The sequence below is a fragment of the Sphingobacterium sp. UDSM-2020 genome, assembly GCF_016132525.1.
GTDB lineage: Bacteria > Bacteroidota > Bacteroidia > Sphingobacteriales > Sphingobacteriaceae > Sphingobacterium > Sphingobacterium anhuiense.
On record NZ_CP066166.1, the window covers coordinates 2,761,594 to 2,775,703 of the forward strand.

15 protein-coding genes are annotated in these 14,110 nt (G+C 35.3%); 12 read left to right on the forward strand and 3 right to left on the reverse strand.

The window, feature by feature from the left end; all coding sequences use genetic code 11:
• Positions 1 to 17 precede the first annotated feature (17 nt).
• The 11 genes from JAZ75_RS11615 to JAZ75_RS11665 all read left to right on the forward strand — a co-directional run bounded on the left by JAZ75_RS11615 (position 18) and on the right by JAZ75_RS11665 (position 11,484).
• Positions 18 to 1,379, forward strand: a complete 1,362-nt coding sequence (locus JAZ75_RS11615) for a RagB/SusD family nutrient uptake outer membrane protein (RefSeq protein ID WP_208701969.1) — start codon at positions 18 to 20, stop codon at positions 1,377 to 1,379.
• 8 nt (positions 1,380 to 1,387) lie between these two features.
• Complete coding sequence (locus tag JAZ75_RS11620; RefSeq protein ID WP_208701971.1) at positions 1,388 to 2,719, forward strand: beta-carotene 15,15'-monooxygenase; 1,332 nt, start codon at positions 1,388 to 1,390, stop codon at positions 2,717 to 2,719.
• Between the two features lie 11 nt (positions 2,720 to 2,730).
• Positions 2,731 to 4,200: a hypothetical protein gene (locus JAZ75_RS11625; protein WP_208701973.1), complete on the forward strand. Its 1,470-nt coding sequence runs from the start codon at positions 2,731 to 2,733 to the stop codon at positions 4,198 to 4,200.
• A complete protein-coding gene (locus tag JAZ75_RS11630) occupies positions 4,190 to 4,588 on the forward strand; it encodes a rhodanese-like domain-containing protein (RefSeq protein WP_132770348.1) in 399 nt (132 codons plus the stop codon). Before JAZ75_RS11625 ends, JAZ75_RS11630 begins: the two co-directional genes overlap by 11 nt.
• The gene (locus JAZ75_RS11635) at positions 4,578 to 5,993 is read left to right on the forward strand and encodes an MBL fold metallo-hydrolase (RefSeq protein WP_208701975.1); all 1,416 of its coding nucleotides are present in this window, start codon (positions 4,578 to 4,580) and stop codon (positions 5,991 to 5,993) included. The genes JAZ75_RS11630 and JAZ75_RS11635 overlap by 11 nt, the downstream gene beginning before the upstream one ends.
• A gap of 14 nt (positions 5,994 to 6,007) precedes the next feature.
• Positions 6,008 to 7,438, forward strand: a complete 1,431-nt coding sequence (locus JAZ75_RS11640; protein WP_208701986.1) for a phytoene desaturase family protein — start codon at positions 6,008 to 6,010, stop codon at positions 7,436 to 7,438.
• Between the two features lie 788 nt (positions 7,439 to 8,226).
• Positions 8,227 to 8,772: an RNA polymerase sigma factor gene (locus JAZ75_RS11645; protein ID WP_232789418.1), complete on the forward strand. Its 546-nt coding sequence runs from the start codon at positions 8,227 to 8,229 to the stop codon at positions 8,770 to 8,772.
• 16 nt (positions 8,773 to 8,788) lie between these two features.
• Positions 8,789 to 9,157 (forward strand): hypothetical protein, encoded by a 369-nt coding sequence (locus JAZ75_RS11650; RefSeq protein ID WP_208701990.1) that lies wholly within the window; start codon positions 8,789 to 8,791, stop codon positions 9,155 to 9,157.
• Between the two features lie 179 nt (positions 9,158 to 9,336).
• Positions 9,337 to 9,627, forward strand: a complete 291-nt coding sequence (locus JAZ75_RS11655) for a hypothetical protein (RefSeq protein ID WP_208701991.1) — start codon at positions 9,337 to 9,339, stop codon at positions 9,625 to 9,627.
• 16 nt (positions 9,628 to 9,643) lie between these two features.
• The gene (locus tag JAZ75_RS11660; RefSeq protein WP_208701993.1) at positions 9,644 to 10,075 is read left to right on the forward strand and encodes an Hsp20/alpha crystallin family protein; all 432 of its coding nucleotides are present in this window, start codon (positions 9,644 to 9,646) and stop codon (positions 10,073 to 10,075) included.
• A 953-nt stretch (positions 10,076 to 11,028) separates the two neighbouring features.
• On the forward strand, positions 11,029 to 11,484 hold the full coding sequence (locus JAZ75_RS11665; protein WP_021189351.1) for a GNAT family N-acetyltransferase: 456 nt from the start codon (positions 11,029 to 11,031) through the stop codon (positions 11,482 to 11,484).
• Here JAZ75_RS11665 and JAZ75_RS11670 read toward each other — a convergent pair.
• On the reverse strand, positions 11,481 to 12,341 hold the full coding sequence (locus tag JAZ75_RS11670) for a LysR family transcriptional regulator (protein ID WP_208701995.1): 861 nt from the start codon (positions 12,339 to 12,341) through the stop codon (positions 11,481 to 11,483). The genes JAZ75_RS11665 and JAZ75_RS11670 overlap by 4 nt on opposite strands.
• 157 nt (positions 12,342 to 12,498) lie before the next feature.
• On the opposite strand from JAZ75_RS11670, the gene JAZ75_RS11675 reads away from it, so the two are divergent.
• The gene (locus tag JAZ75_RS11675; protein WP_208701997.1) at positions 12,499 to 13,023 is read left to right on the forward strand and encodes a GNAT family N-acetyltransferase; all 525 of its coding nucleotides are present in this window, start codon (positions 12,499 to 12,501) and stop codon (positions 13,021 to 13,023) included.
• A gap of 190 nt (positions 13,024 to 13,213) precedes the next feature.
• Here JAZ75_RS11675 and JAZ75_RS11680 read toward each other — a convergent pair whose 3' ends face one another.
• Positions 13,214 to 13,390, reverse strand: a complete 177-nt coding sequence (locus JAZ75_RS11680) for a hypothetical protein (protein WP_021189353.1) — start codon at positions 13,388 to 13,390, stop codon at positions 13,214 to 13,216.
• Between the two features lie 52 nt (positions 13,391 to 13,442).
• Positions 13,443 to 13,946, reverse strand: coding sequence for a hypothetical protein (locus JAZ75_RS11685; protein WP_208702004.1), 504 nt, complete (start codon positions 13,944 to 13,946; stop codon positions 13,443 to 13,445).
• Between the last annotated feature and the right edge of the window lie 164 nt (positions 13,947 to 14,110).

Genomic DNA, 14,110 nt, shown 5'->3' on the forward strand with positions numbered 1-14,110 from the left:
TAAGATAAAAATAACAGATGAAAATTCTTAAATATAGCTATATATGGACTTTGGTCGTGACGTTTACACTGTCCTCATGCGAGAAATTTTTGGAAATAGATCCTCGGATTTCTACCTCTGATCAGGTGACAATCAATGATGAAAATTCTGCACACACTGCTGTTAGAGGGATATACAATCAGTTGCAGTCAGACGGATATTACGGGTATACATTTCAGACTATCGGTTTTTTCTCCGGCGATAATATTGAATATACAGGAAGCCAGATTGTGAACCAATCTTTAACCAATCACAGTGTAAGAGCAGATTTACCCGCTTTAGCCACTGCATGGTCAGCGATATATAATACGATCAACCGTGCGAATAATGTGATTGCTAAAGTACCGGCCCTATCGGTTACTCCAACTTTTACAGATGCGGTAAGAAATCAACTGGTCGGAGAAGCCTATTTTCTTCGGGCATTGTCTTACTTTGATCTAGGTAGAACCTGGGGTGGGGTACAGCTTGTCTTAGTCCCAACATCTTCTTCCAACACTCTAGAGAATTTAAAAAGATCTTCTTTAGAAGATACCTACCGGCAAGTACTGGCAGATTTGATAAAAGCAGAAGAACTTTTACCCAATACTACCAATCGTATCCGTGCAACCCGTAAAACAGTTTGGGCACTTCGCGCACGCTACCATCTGTATCGGGAGGAATGGAAAGAAGCAATTACTTATGCCAGCAAATTAATTGATGATAAAAGTAATTATAATCTTTTAACGCCTTACTCTTCATTTTTTGCAGACAATGCTTCAGGAACAAATGAATCCATATTGGAATTATATTATACAACTAATGTCGTTAATACCCAGGCTTATCAATGGCAACCCAGTACAAAGGGAGGAGTAGGCTGGATCCGACCTTCAATGGGAATTGTTAATTTATTAAATAATAAATCGATCGCGGGAACGCGTCAATCTTTAATTTCTAAAGTTGTATTAAATGGTGTGGACAATTGGTTCGGCAATCTCTATTATAGAACTAATGGAACAGATCCAGCATTTCTGATCCGAATAGCTGAACTATACCTGATTCGTGCGGAGGCATATGCGCAGGATAATGATATTGCCAAATCTCTTGCAGACTTAAATGTAATTAGAAAACGTGCCGATATTCAGGAACTTAATATAGCTGATAAAGCAACATTATTATTAGCCATAGAACAGGAGAACCGAATTGAGTTTGCATTTGAAAATCATCGGTGGTATGACCTAGTGCGCACAAGACGTGCAAAAACAGTTCTTGGAATAGATGAAGATTTTCGACTTCTTTTACCAATTCCGTATGCGCAGATTCTGATCGATAAAAATCTAGAACAAAATCCTCAATATAAATAAATATTTTTATGGAAATAGCTATTTCAACTAAAAAATGGAGTTCAGCTGAGAGTTTCTCCTTCCGGCTTTTATTTATCTTTTTTATTATTTTGACACTCCCATATGATGTTCATTTGTATCAAGCTCTTCGGCACTTCAGCTTTGAATCTGCATATCAGCTAGCGACTTTCAGAACATCGTTTATAGCTGAAAGCGATTATGTAGGGAATCATTTTGAGGGATTGTATAATTGGCTCATAGCTTTAATTATTGCTTTTTTTGGTGCTGTTATATGGACTAAAAAGCGGAAGAGTCAAGAACATGAGCTCTATTATTGGCTTAGGGTACTTTTACGTTATCGTTTGGCTTTTGCCATTATTGCTTCAGGAATAGTTAAGCTGGTACCGGTTCAGTTTCCAGCTCCAACGCTTAGTGATTATAATACCGAATACGGCGATTTTTTATTATGGAAGATTTATTACTTAAGTACTGCAATCACTAAAGCTGGGTATGTTCCGGGCATAGGAGTTTTAGAGATAACGGCGGGTGTACTCTTGGTATTCCGAAAAACAGTAGCAGTAGGGGCAGGTGTTTTAATTGCTCTTTTAGCCAATATTGTCATTGTCAATTTTGTGTATGAATTGGGAGAACAGGTGTATAGTCTATTCCTATTATTGATTGCCATTACCTTATTTTCCTATGATTTACCCCGTTTTTTTAACGCAGTATTTCGGCAGGTGAAAACACAGCCAGAGATCGTTAATCCGCTAGTTTCACAGCCTCTCAAAAAGCTAAGGGTAATATTAAAAGGTGGGTTTTTACTATTTTTTATACTTTTTGGATTTTGGACCTACAGCTCCTGGAAAAGTAGTAATTACCCATACCCAAAGGAATCTGGAATAGCGCATATCCGAAGTTTATACAACGTGGATGAGTTTGTTCTTAATTCAGATACATTAGCCTACTCCCTGACCGACAGTAGTCGGTGGCAAAATGTGGTGTTTGAATCTTGGAATACTTTTAGTATAAAACGAAAATCAGATATCAAAGCAGATCTTCATAAACCTCGTATTATTTGGCAAGCTGATTCACTTCGCAATTTTGAAAATATCGGAAATGGTGGTCGGGAATTTTACCGTTATACCTTTGCTCAGGCTCCAGAAGGACGGTATCAGGTCCGTGCAATAAATAAGAGAAATGCAATACAATCATTTCAATTTGAATTGCAAAAGAGTGGTGAAAATGTGTTATTGCTGTCAGGGAAGAATGAACAAGGAGAGTCCCTACAGGTTAAATTGCGCAAGGTTAATAAAGAATACCTCTTAGACAAAGGCCGTAGAAAGCCAATTTCCATTTATTAAATTATTTCACAATGTCAGCTATAAAAAATATGTATCCGGAGAGAAGTTCTATATATCGTGCTTGGTCTACTTGGGAGAAAATAAGTTTTAGATTTGCTTTTATTTTTTTTATACTACTGGTAGTTCCCATTCAATTTTCCTGGTATAAAAAGTTATTTGAAGATTTTTCATTTTATGGACTATTGGCGAATGTCTCCGGTTTCAGACCGGAATTTATAGAGATTTCGTCAGAAAGTGGTAAGTGGGGAATAGATTCTTATGCCACCTGGACTATTGCGGCAATTATTTCTGCTATTGGAACCGCAATCTGGACTTGGTTAGCTAGTAGGCGCCAACGCTTGTCGTACAATCAACTTTATTATTGGCTTAGAGTACTGGTTCGCTACCGTATCGGTCTAGGATTGATTGCATTCGGTTTTATTAAATTTTATCCGATGCAGATGCCTTTTCCTTCAATCGCAAACCTGCATACCGATCTGGGCGATTACGCACCTTTTAAATTATACTGGCAGTCCGTAGGAGTTTCTGTTTGGTATCAGATATTCTTAGGTTTCTTAGAAATAGGAGCGGGTATATTGATGTTTTTTAGAGCCACGACGGCCATTGGAGCTATTATCAATGCAGGTGTATTATATAATATTGCTCATGCTAATTTTGCCTATGACGGGGCTGTTCATGTCTATAGTTCTTACTTTGTATTGTTATCCTTGTTTTTATTGATCCTGTATATTCCAGATTTATATCGGTTGTTTATCAAAAAAGAAGCAATTACGCCACAGTATTATCGTATAAAGTTGGACAGTAGGACTAAAAGGCGTGGATATTATCTTGCTAAAGCACTTTTTATCTTGGTATTTGTCTTTGTGTATGGTGCTTACCGCTATGATTTTCATTATTATCAGGGGCGATTAAAAGAACCCGTTATTCCAGGACTTTCCAAGGCAGTAGGCCATTATACGGTTAGCCAATTTATCTTAAATGGTGATACCTTAACCTATTCACCTTATGATTCAGTGCGTTGGCATGATGCCGTATTTGAACGGTACTCAACACTGGTGTATAAAGTTAATAAAAAACAACCTATAGATCTAAGAAATGGAACTCCCCATAAGACAGATCTTTTTAAAGATTATGAGTTTACTGGCCGTGCCGGCGGTAGAGTATATCTATATTATGAAATTGATTCTTTGGAGAATGCGATTTATGTCGTCAATAAAGGAAGGAAGTTTAATGAAAACTTCGAAAAGGAAAATAAAAAAGAAAATGAAGTTAATCTCAAAAAACTTTATCAAACATCAATTCGTGATAGTATTGGTATTCTCAAATGGAAATATGAAAGACCTTCCACAGAACAGATTGTGCTATCCGGTCAAGATGTGAGTTTTGATTCTATTAAAGTCGTTTTAGATAGAATTCCAGAGCAACCTTTACTTGGAAAAGGCTGGTTTTCAGAAAATAAAAAATATACTTATGTACAATAAATTAATCGTTTTATTTGTCTTGGTACTGATAGCATGTTCTGGTGTCAATGCACAATCGTATGAAAATCTTACCGTGACAAAATTTGAGAAAGGGATCTCTGGAAAGCGGCATCAGCTCGTTGATGTGCGGACTCCAAAAGAATATGCTTTAGGGCATCTTGAAGCAGCGTCCCTGGCCGATTGGAAAGATTCGACAGTATTTGTTGCTCAAATTGGGGTTTTAGATAAATCAAGACCTGTTTACATTTATTGTCGATCTGGCAACCGAAGTAGTAAGGCTGCATCATGGCTTATTGAGCATGGTTTTAAAAAAGTATACAATCTTCAGGATGGGATAATCGGCTGGGAACAGTCAGGAAGAAAAATAGTTAAAGCAGATGATAAATAGAAGAAGTTTTCTCACGCAAAGCCTACTACTAGCTGGGACAGGTATATGGGCACAGACAAAAAAAGTAAACGATAAACAAATTATATATCAATTTTTTGATTCAGGTTTAGCACATTTCTCCTACGCCGTCTTAGTAGATAAAAAAATTATTTTAATAGATCCTGCACGTGATGCAGGATCTTATTATACTTTTGCCAAAGAGCATGGGGCAACGATCATTGGTGTTATAGAAACTCACCCGCATGCTGATTTTGTCAGTTCCCATCTCGAGATCGCTAATTATACCAAGGCGAAGATTTATATTAGTAAATTACAGAAAGCAAGTTTTGAGTTTGAGCCTTTCGATACAGGGAACACCATTAGATTAAGTCCATCTATTAGTTTAAAAGCGCTCTCTACACCTGGACATTCTCCAGATAGTATTTCTGTTGTATTAGAAAAAGACAAAGAGCCACATGCTGTTTTTACGGGCGACTCCTTATTGTTTGGCTCCGTAGGCAGGCCAGATTTACGAACATATTCAGGCGAATTTACTACTCAGCGTGAGCAATTGGCAAAGCAACAGTTTCATACGATGCATGATATCTTCGCACTATTTCCAGATAAAACCCTTGTCTATCCTGCACATGGGGCAGGCTCTCACTGTGGTAATGCTATTCGCAATGTGAAGGAAAGTACAATTAGGGAAGAGAAACGAACCAACCCTGCTTTCACTTGGCTCGATGAGGATGAATTTGTAAGGCAACTGTTGCTCGATCAGCCCGATATTCCTCAATATTTCCCTTATAATGTAGAACTCAATAAATTAGGGGCGAATGAGTTGCATAAAGCATTGTCAGCTGTTCCAATACTTGACAATAATTATTGGGAAGAAAGTGCGCTTTTTATTGATACTCGTCCTTCTTCAGCTTTTAGAATAGCGCACAGGAAGGGAGCACTAAATATTCCAGATGCTGATAAATTCGAGACTTGGTTAGGCACTTTAATTGCCCCTCACCAGGGATTCTATGTTGTGGTTTCAGAGGTGTCAAAAATCAAGCCTATGCTACTGAAAACCGCAAAGATCGGATATGAAGTATTTGTTAAGGGTATATTTGTCTATAATCAAAACAGCGCAGATTTAAGTATAGATGATTTTGATTCGGACCTCCTTAGGGCTAATCAAGACCGATATACCATTATTGATGTTAGAACTGAAAAAGAAGCAAAGGATAAATATTTCGATAAGGTGATTAATATTCCACTTTCCGAGTTAACGGAGCGTTTGCAAGAGATTCCTGATGGAAAAACGGTACTTGTACACTGTGCTTCTGGCTATCGCTCAGGAATAGCGGCAAGTTTAATTTTGCGTTTAAGACCTGAGCTAAATATTATGGATATTTCCAATGCGATTACTAAATTTTAACATTATCTTCGATTATGTCTAAAACATATGATGTTATTATAGTCGGTTCAGGACCTAATGGAATTGCCGCAGGTATTACATTACAGAAAGCAGGATTGTCTACGCTCATCATTGAAGGTCGTGATACTGTTGGAGGAGGCATGCGTACGGCCGATTTGATTGAACCGGGATATCGACATGATATCTGTTCTGCTATCCATCCAATGGCTTTGGCTTCTCCGTTTTTTACCGCTTTGGATTTGAGGGCGCACGGACTGGAATTTATTTTTACTAAGTACCAGGCTGCTCATCCCTTTGACGATGGTTCTTCGGCATTTTTAAGTCGCTCTATTTCAGAAACTGCCGAGGGATTAGGTTTGGACAGAAAGGTGTACCGCGATTTGATTGCCCCTATTGTTTCCGAATGGGATTATATCGCTTCTGCAACAATGGGTCCTTTTGAATTTCCGAAACGTCCCCTTTTATTGGCTAAATTTGGACTGCAGGCTTTAAAACCAGCGGCTACAATGGTCAATAAATTCAAGGAAACTCATACAAGAGGATTATGGGCAGGTATGTCTGCGCATGCCATTCAGCCATTTACGAATATAGCTTCTTCAGCAATAGGGTTGATATTAAGTGCTGTTGGACATAAATATGGATGGCCTATTCCTAAGGGCGGATCACAGGCTATTGCCGATGCATTAGTTTCCTTGTACACTTCCTTAGGAGGCGAATTAAAACTTAATTATTTTGTAGAAAATATTGATGAGCTGGCACCGTATAATACCGTTATGTTTGACCTAACACCGAAGCAGATCTTAAAAATAGCAGGACATAGATTGTCAACTGCCTACAAAAAAAAGCTAGAATCTTATCGCTACGGCATGGGGGTTTTTAAAATGGATTTTATTATTGATGGAGAAATTCCGTTTTTAGATGAGCGATGTGGGGATGCTGCTACTGTTCATTTAGGTAATACTTATGAAGAAATAGCTGCTGCTGAATCACTGACATCAAAAGGCGGATATCCCGAAAAACCATTTGTAATGCTCGCTCAGCAAAGTAAATTCGATAACAGCCGAGCACCTGCCGGTAAAAATACTGTTTGGGCTTACTGTCATGTACCTAATGGTTCGATCAGAGATGTTTCTGTTGCAGTTGAAAATCAGATTGAACGCTTTGCACCGGGATTCAAAGAACGAATCACTGCAAAAAGTACAATGAATACAGCACAACTGGAAGCCTACAACCCAAACTATATTGGAGGAGATATTAATGGTGGTATTATAGATATCCGGCAATTATTTACCCGACCTACTGTACAGTTAAAACCCTATAGAACATCCGATCAACAGATTTATATTTGTTCATCTTCTACTCCTCCAGGGGGAGGAGTACACGGTATGTGCGGTTATCATGCTGCTAAAACAATGCTAAAAGATCGTTTCAATATTTTATTATAAAGGTATTTTTGTATGATGCTGTGCATCATTGCGAAACCGTTGTAAAGGAATATCAATATTATTCATATTGGCAGCACAAATACTATGTTTCCATAGTATATCGTTGATTAACGTATAAAAAATCTTAACTTTTTGTCAAGGTGCATTGACAAGAATATTTACAATTTGATATGAGGGCTCATTATCCTATTTACATATGTACTCGTAATTAATCTGAAGATGATTAGTAATATTCTTTTTTATAGATAAGATGGTATTTATCCATTTATCATTAAATGTTGCATTATTGTTACTGATGTTTTTTTTGTTGTGAGTGATTAATTTTTTTTAATAGTAACAAGTAAAAATTTATAGAGCAGATAAGCGGATATCTGATTACTGTATCTATTTTGTTCGGTTAAGGTTGAGAATGGTTATTTGAAATAGCGTAATATTTTGGAGATTGACTTATGTGATTCGTACGTAAGTTTGTTCGAATGAGATCATTCGTTTGTATTAATCTTATGTGTTAAAATGGTTGTACATGTGTGAATTATCTGTTAATTTGATCAGGCGAGTTTAAAGTTTTATAACAATAGGCAAGATATTGTTGTTAATATTGGAGCAGTTCAATGGTTCTGCAATGACCAAATCAAAATTAAGATTGGGTATAAATATTTAAAACAATACCTTTATCATCATCGTTTATAAGTATGCTTAAGTGACTAGTACAAATTAATTTGAATTATTTAAAGTAATAACCCGTGACGATCGTCTACAAATGCATGGATGCTACTCATACCTTAAACATGTCTTATAAAAAAACATCTTCAATATCCGAGGTCGTCAAAAACTATGGCTCACAATTGCTTCGTTTCATCAATGGAAAGGTTAAAAAGATAGAGGATGCTGAAGATATTTTGCAAGAAGTATGGTATCAGACAAACCGGCTTTCTAATATCGACCAGTTGGAGAATATGAGCGGATGGCTTTATGCGGTGGCTAAAAATAAGATAACAGATCTATATCGTAAAAAGAAACCAGAATCTTTGGAAGATCATACCTATGAAGATGATGAGGGAAAGATACAGATTAAAGAAATATTACTGGCTGATGATACAAATGATGCCGAGCTGAAAATGTTCAAAGATCTTTTTTGGGATCAGCTTATGAAAGCTTTGGATGAATTGCCCGAAAAACAGCGAAATACTTTTTTATGGCATGAGATTGAGGATATGACGCTACAGGAAATAGCAGATCAAGAAGGAGAAAGCATAAAGACTATCATCAGTCGTAAAGGATATGCTGTGAAGCATCTTAGAGAAAGGCTTCGCGTGCTTTATAATGAAATTTAATATTAAAAGATAACTTATGAACAATAGATTTAGTGGCAATAAAAAGAAAAAACTTTTTTTTATGATCCCTTGCGGAATCACACTTGCCTTATTATTTGTATGGGGAGTACAGTTACTCTGGAATGTACTTATGCCCGAAATATTTGGTTTAAAGATAATCTCTTTTTGGCAGGCTTTTGGTCTTCTACTCTTATCGAAGATTCTTTTTGGTGGTTTTAGATTTAAAGGCCGTAGAGGTGACATGTGTCATGGACATGATTTTAGCAACCCTTCACAACAGTTAAGTGATGAGGATAGATCCAGATTCAAAGCAGAATGGAAACGTAGATTTTCAGCAGCTTGCCACGATCAGAATAGAAATGATGATGAAATTAAAAAGCAGTAAAAGGAATATAGATTAATGTAAAAAAGAGCAACGAAATTCATTTTGTTGCTTTTTTTTTATACGCTACAATTTCTTTCAGGCCCATAATACTTTGAAAAAAGATATTTTTTTTAAAGTATTATGGATTCAAGTGCGTCTTCTATCAAAAGGCCTTTAAAATAATTATAAAAAAACAAGACATGAAAAATAAAATTCGATTTATCATACCAAAGCTCTTAGGAGTAACAATCGTTGTAGGTTTATTGTCCTTCGTCATCGGACTGCTTTTTAAATTATTAATAGCAGCTACGATCTTGAGTGCTGTAGGGATATTTATAGCTAGCAGGATGCGCAATAAGAAATCTAAAAAAATGTTGCGGGAATATTGGACCCCGGTTACGCCTGATTTTAGAACAGATAACAGTTCGCCATTGCGTCCAGTTTCTCACAAAGTTCAACACACTAATTTCGCCATTATCCCGATCAATTAATTTTAATACAAAGACAATGTTTAATAGAAATAATAACACCGCAGACTGTTTTGCTAAATACGGCAAGTTAAAAAATCAATTCGAACAGCAATTTGGAAAGTTTAGAAATGAGTTTTCTCGTGATATACGTCCACTTGTCAATATCGAAGAGAATAGTGCATTTTTTACACTTCAACTCTATGCTGCTGGTCTCAAGAAAGAACAGTTTAAAATTGAAATAAAAGATAAAATATTGACAATTTCGTATGAAGCCCCTGTGCAGGAACAGAGCGAAGAGCAGTATATGTACCGTGAATTTATTCCACAATCTTTCAGCAGATCGTTCCAGCTGAACGAGCAGGTCTCTAATGTCAATTTAACAGCAAGTTATGAAGAGGGAGTTTTAACTGTAATCCTTCCAAAAGACAGCACATCTTATCGACCATCCCAACATGTTAAGGTAGGTTGATCATTACTTGTGGTTTTGTAATAAAAGAAATGGCTTAGTGAAAACTAGGCCATTTTTTCATAAAAATAATATGAATCGTTTGTTATTAACTTTTGAAGCCTTGACCAGTATGTTTTTCTCAATGTACGAGGGAGCACATACTTTTTTAGCCTTATAGAGTCGGTCAAGATACTCAGCTAGGGACATTTTAGATTTAACAACAACTTTTTTGTCATTAACATGATTCTCTATGCAACGATATTTTACTGTTCAGCAACGTGATCATGTGTCGTATTGAAATTACTCTCTTGATCCAGCGACAGGGAGATAAATGAAATAAATGAGTTATACTTTTTAGGTATCGATTATTAATTAATTGATACTTTTTTGTTATTACATAGGGTTTAGGAAGCTGTATTGATTGTTTGTTAAAATCCTGATTTGTAAAATTCCAGAGGTATTTTTGATTTTTTGGACAACAAAATTTCAATAGTCATATCATGAGAGATTGAAATATATAGTTTCGGGAATGTTGGAAAGCAATTTGGATTGGCAATGGATAACCAAACTTTAACTAACGAATCTTTGGGATTGACAGCGCTAAGATCTTTGTATTTATCAAAGCCCCATAGGATGAACAGGACGATTTTTTGACGAGCAGATCTTATTTATTTAATCTTTTTTATTATCCTAATTTTCTTGTGATTTCGGGGTATATTATTTTATATATTTTGGAAGCTACTTAGGAATGCTTCGCTTTTTTTCTTAGGTTGTCTCCATTTTTTACGCGCATAGGGTTGGAAATATGAGGGGTGAGAAATAAAACAGAGTCATTTTTTTGATGCAAAAATTGAATTAGATAATCACAAAATAGCATTTTTCAAAACTTTTTATTTGGGTAATTTTACAGCATGTTAATGGGGTAAAAAAATACAAATTACAAAATAGCTTAAAAATAAGATGGAAAATTGATTATGGGAAAAATATATGCAATAAAATCATTTAAAGAACTATCTAATGAGGAGCTGTACCAAATATTAAAGCTTAGAAGCGAGGTGTTTGTGGTAGAACAGCATTGTGTTTTTCAGGATATGGATAACAAAGATCAGGAGAGTTTACATGTTATGTGCTATATAGATGACAAGTTAGCTGCATATACTAGAGTTCTTCCGGAAGGATTGAGTTTTGAGGAAGTATCTATAGGAAGAGTAATTACATCTCCGCTTTATAGGGGGCTTGGATTAGGAAAAGAAATAATGGAACAATCAATAGCGGTTTGTGAAAAGCTGTTTGGTATTACGCCTATACGAATTGGTGCACAGCTTTATCTGAAAAAATTCTATAACGAATTCGGATTTGTGGAAATTGGTGATGTATACATTGAGGATGGTATCGTACATATTGAAATGGTAAGGAATTCAAATAATTAGATTAGGTTAAGGACGTTTTTAATAATGATATTGGGATCATCTTTACGCCAGTTGATGTAAAGATCTGTATAAAAAGGTAGTGAAATGAAACGAACACCTGTTGCATTGTTGAGATCATATGATTGGGGTAAAATAGAAACACCTAGCCTTTTTCTAATCAGAGGCATAATAGTTGATCCAAATTGACAAGAAATGTAGGATTCTGAATCTATGTCATAATGGGCAAAAACCTTTTTAATTAGAGTAGCATAACTGCTATTTAATCCTCCATAGGTGAGTATAAACTTTTGAGCACTGAGATTAGCGTTAGAAATATCGTCGCTAGTTTTAAAATCATGATCTTCAGGTACAACAAGACAAAGATTTTCAGTACTCAGTTTTTTCGAATTAATAAATGGGGAGTGGTTGATATCTCTGCTGAATAACATATCAATTTTGTAATTTTTTAGTGATTCTTCTTCCTCTTCATAAGCAAGCTGTAGCAGCTCTATTTTTAATTTCGGAAAAACGGACGAAATTTTTGATATCATGTCGGGCAGGACCGCTGAAGACAAGGAATCTGGATATGCCAACTTGAGTGTGCCACACTCCCCTAAATGGATTTGAAGAGCTTGCTGCTGTATGATATCAAGATTAATGAGTTCTGCTTGCCACTTATCCTTTAGAAACATACCTGTGGCCGTTAATTTTACATTTCTCTTGTCTCTATAAAAAAGTTTGAGATTCAATTCACTTTCCAAGGCCATAATCTGCCTGCTAAGTGCTGATTGAGTAATACCTACTTTTTCAGAAGTATTCCAGAAATGTAGTTCATCGGCTAATGTAAGAAAGTATTTAATCTGCTGAATATCCATCATGCAATTTAATCAAAAATCGGATATGTCATTGATAATTGAGATATTTAATACCTGTATTAGCACTTACGTAAGGTAGAATTTTTGTGATTGTAGAAGCTAAAGAAAATATGAAATGTTTAAATTATGAATTGGAATTTTTACCAGATAAGATAACACTATGCAAAATATAGCAATAAAAAGAGTCACTCTTGATGACATTACAGTACTGCAGAAAATCGGCAGAGAAACATTCTTTGAAACATTCTCCAACAGCAACTCGGAGGAAAATATGCAACAATATTTAGAAGATGGTTTTTCTGTTAAAAAGCTCACGGAAGAATTAGGGAATAAGGACTCTGAATTCTATTTTGCGGTACATGATGAATACGTAATTGGTTATTTAAAACTAAATTATGGAAGGTCACAAACCGAATTGAAAAATGAAGCGAGTTTGGAAATCGAACGAATTTATGTATTACAGAAATATCAAGGAAAAAAAATTGGCCAAATACTATATGAAAAAGCAATTCAGATTGCACATGACAAACAGGTCAAATATGTATGGTTAGGTGTTTGGGAACAAAATCTGCGAGCGATTAATTTTTACAAAAGAAATGATTTTATCGAGTTTGATAAGCATATTTTTAAGTTGGGTAATGACGCGCAGACTGATATTATGATGAAAAAAAATATTACCATATAACGATCGTTTTTTTTTAAGTGATTTAATATCATATTGTAACTTCATAGGTTTCTAAATAGACATGAATAGGTTCTTTGCGTCTTTTTACCCGTAAAAGATTTCTATTGAGAAAGAAGCATTGATGCGATCGGCTGTAAATCTAGAATTGCTACTATCTTTTAAGAAGAGGCTTAGTACTGGGAAGTCTATGTTAATTTTCCAGAAGCCAATTAATTCCTACGACCAACATGATGATGACAGCAATTACATATTTTATTTTGATCACTTGTTGTTTTCGATAAGCAATGTAAATACCACAGGCCATAATAATAGCAAAGGCAATGATAATCCAGCCAAATGAGAGATTATTTCCAAGTTTAATTTCCATTATAATTCTAGTATTGATTTAAATGTTGATGATGTTGTAAAATGAATGTTATTTAATCTTTTTCAATTATAACATTGGTTATTTTATAATTGAAATTAGTATTGTCTCGTTCGCTTTCAGGTTTTTCTAACTCAGTGTAGTGTACTGTACCTGTCATCTTATATGTAGTATGTTGTTCGAGATTAATCTTTTCTCCAGTATTATCAACAACGTAAAAATCTTTAAGTGAGTATTTTTTTTGGTCCATTGGAATCTCAAATAATACGTTATTCTTATTCGTTCCAATAGGAAGAATAACACTGGTTGCAGTAAATTTTTCTGAGCTGAATGCACTGGATTTTACAACGAAATTCATCGGTATGAACGTTGATTTACCTGATGAAAAAGTAAATAGGGGAGCATCAAATTCACCAATTAATGTTATAGATTTATCCTCATTGTCATAATTGGATTCCATTGCTTTAATGGTATCGATGGATGAACCATTGCAAGAGGATAGGGATATAAGACCAAGGGATGCTAACAGCAGAGCTGGTATTTTTATTTTTGATGCCATATAGCGTTTTATTATTGTATGGTTAGTTCTCTATTTTTATAAAAATACAATGTTATTGAATAAATTTTGAACAGCATTTTAAATTCGTTAAAGATGAATTTAAATTCGTTATAAGATGGGCTTCTATGTAAAAGAGGGTGATTGTGAAGGAGTGTATAAAAAAG

Coding starts and splice junctions, on each gene's coding strand:
- JAZ75_RS11615 (WP_208701969.1), top strand. CDS start 18: ATGAAAATTCTTAAATATAGCTATATATGGACTTTGGTCGTGACGTTT.
- JAZ75_RS11620 (WP_208701971.1), top strand. CDS start 1,388: ATGGAAATAGCTATTTCAACTAAAAAATGGAGTTCAGCTGAGAGTTTC.
- JAZ75_RS11625 (WP_208701973.1), top strand. CDS start 2,731: ATGTCAGCTATAAAAAATATGTATCCGGAGAGAAGTTCTATATATCGT.
- JAZ75_RS11630 (WP_132770348.1), top strand. CDS start 4,190: ATGTACAATAAATTAATCGTTTTATTTGTCTTGGTACTGATAGCATGT.
- JAZ75_RS11635 (WP_208701975.1), top strand. CDS start 4,578: ATGATAAATAGAAGAAGTTTTCTCACGCAAAGCCTACTACTAGCTGGG.
- JAZ75_RS11640 (WP_208701986.1), top strand. CDS start 6,008: ATGTCTAAAACATATGATGTTATTATAGTCGGTTCAGGACCTAATGGA.
- JAZ75_RS11645 (WP_232789418.1), top strand. CDS start 8,227: ATGTCTTATAAAAAAACATCTTCAATATCCGAGGTCGTCAAAAACTAT.
- JAZ75_RS11650 (WP_208701990.1), top strand. CDS start 8,789: ATGAACAATAGATTTAGTGGCAATAAAAAGAAAAAACTTTTTTTTATG.
- JAZ75_RS11655 (WP_208701991.1), top strand. CDS start 9,337: ATGAAAAATAAAATTCGATTTATCATACCAAAGCTCTTAGGAGTAACA.
- JAZ75_RS11660 (WP_208701993.1), top strand. CDS start 9,644: ATGTTTAATAGAAATAATAACACCGCAGACTGTTTTGCTAAATACGGC.
- JAZ75_RS11665 (WP_021189351.1), top strand. CDS start 11,029: ATGGGAAAAATATATGCAATAAAATCATTTAAAGAACTATCTAATGAG.
- JAZ75_RS11670 (WP_208701995.1), bottom strand. CDS start 12,341: ATGATGGATATTCAGCAGATTAAATACTTTCTTACATTAGCCGATGAA.
- JAZ75_RS11675 (WP_208701997.1), top strand. CDS start 12,499: ATGCAAAATATAGCAATAAAAAGAGTCACTCTTGATGACATTACAGTA.
- JAZ75_RS11680 (WP_021189353.1), bottom strand. CDS start 13,390: ATGGAAATTAAACTTGGAAATAATCTCTCATTTGGCTGGATTATCATT.
- JAZ75_RS11685 (WP_208702004.1), bottom strand. CDS start 13,946: ATGGCATCAAAAATAAAAATACCAGCTCTGCTGTTAGCATCCCTTGGT.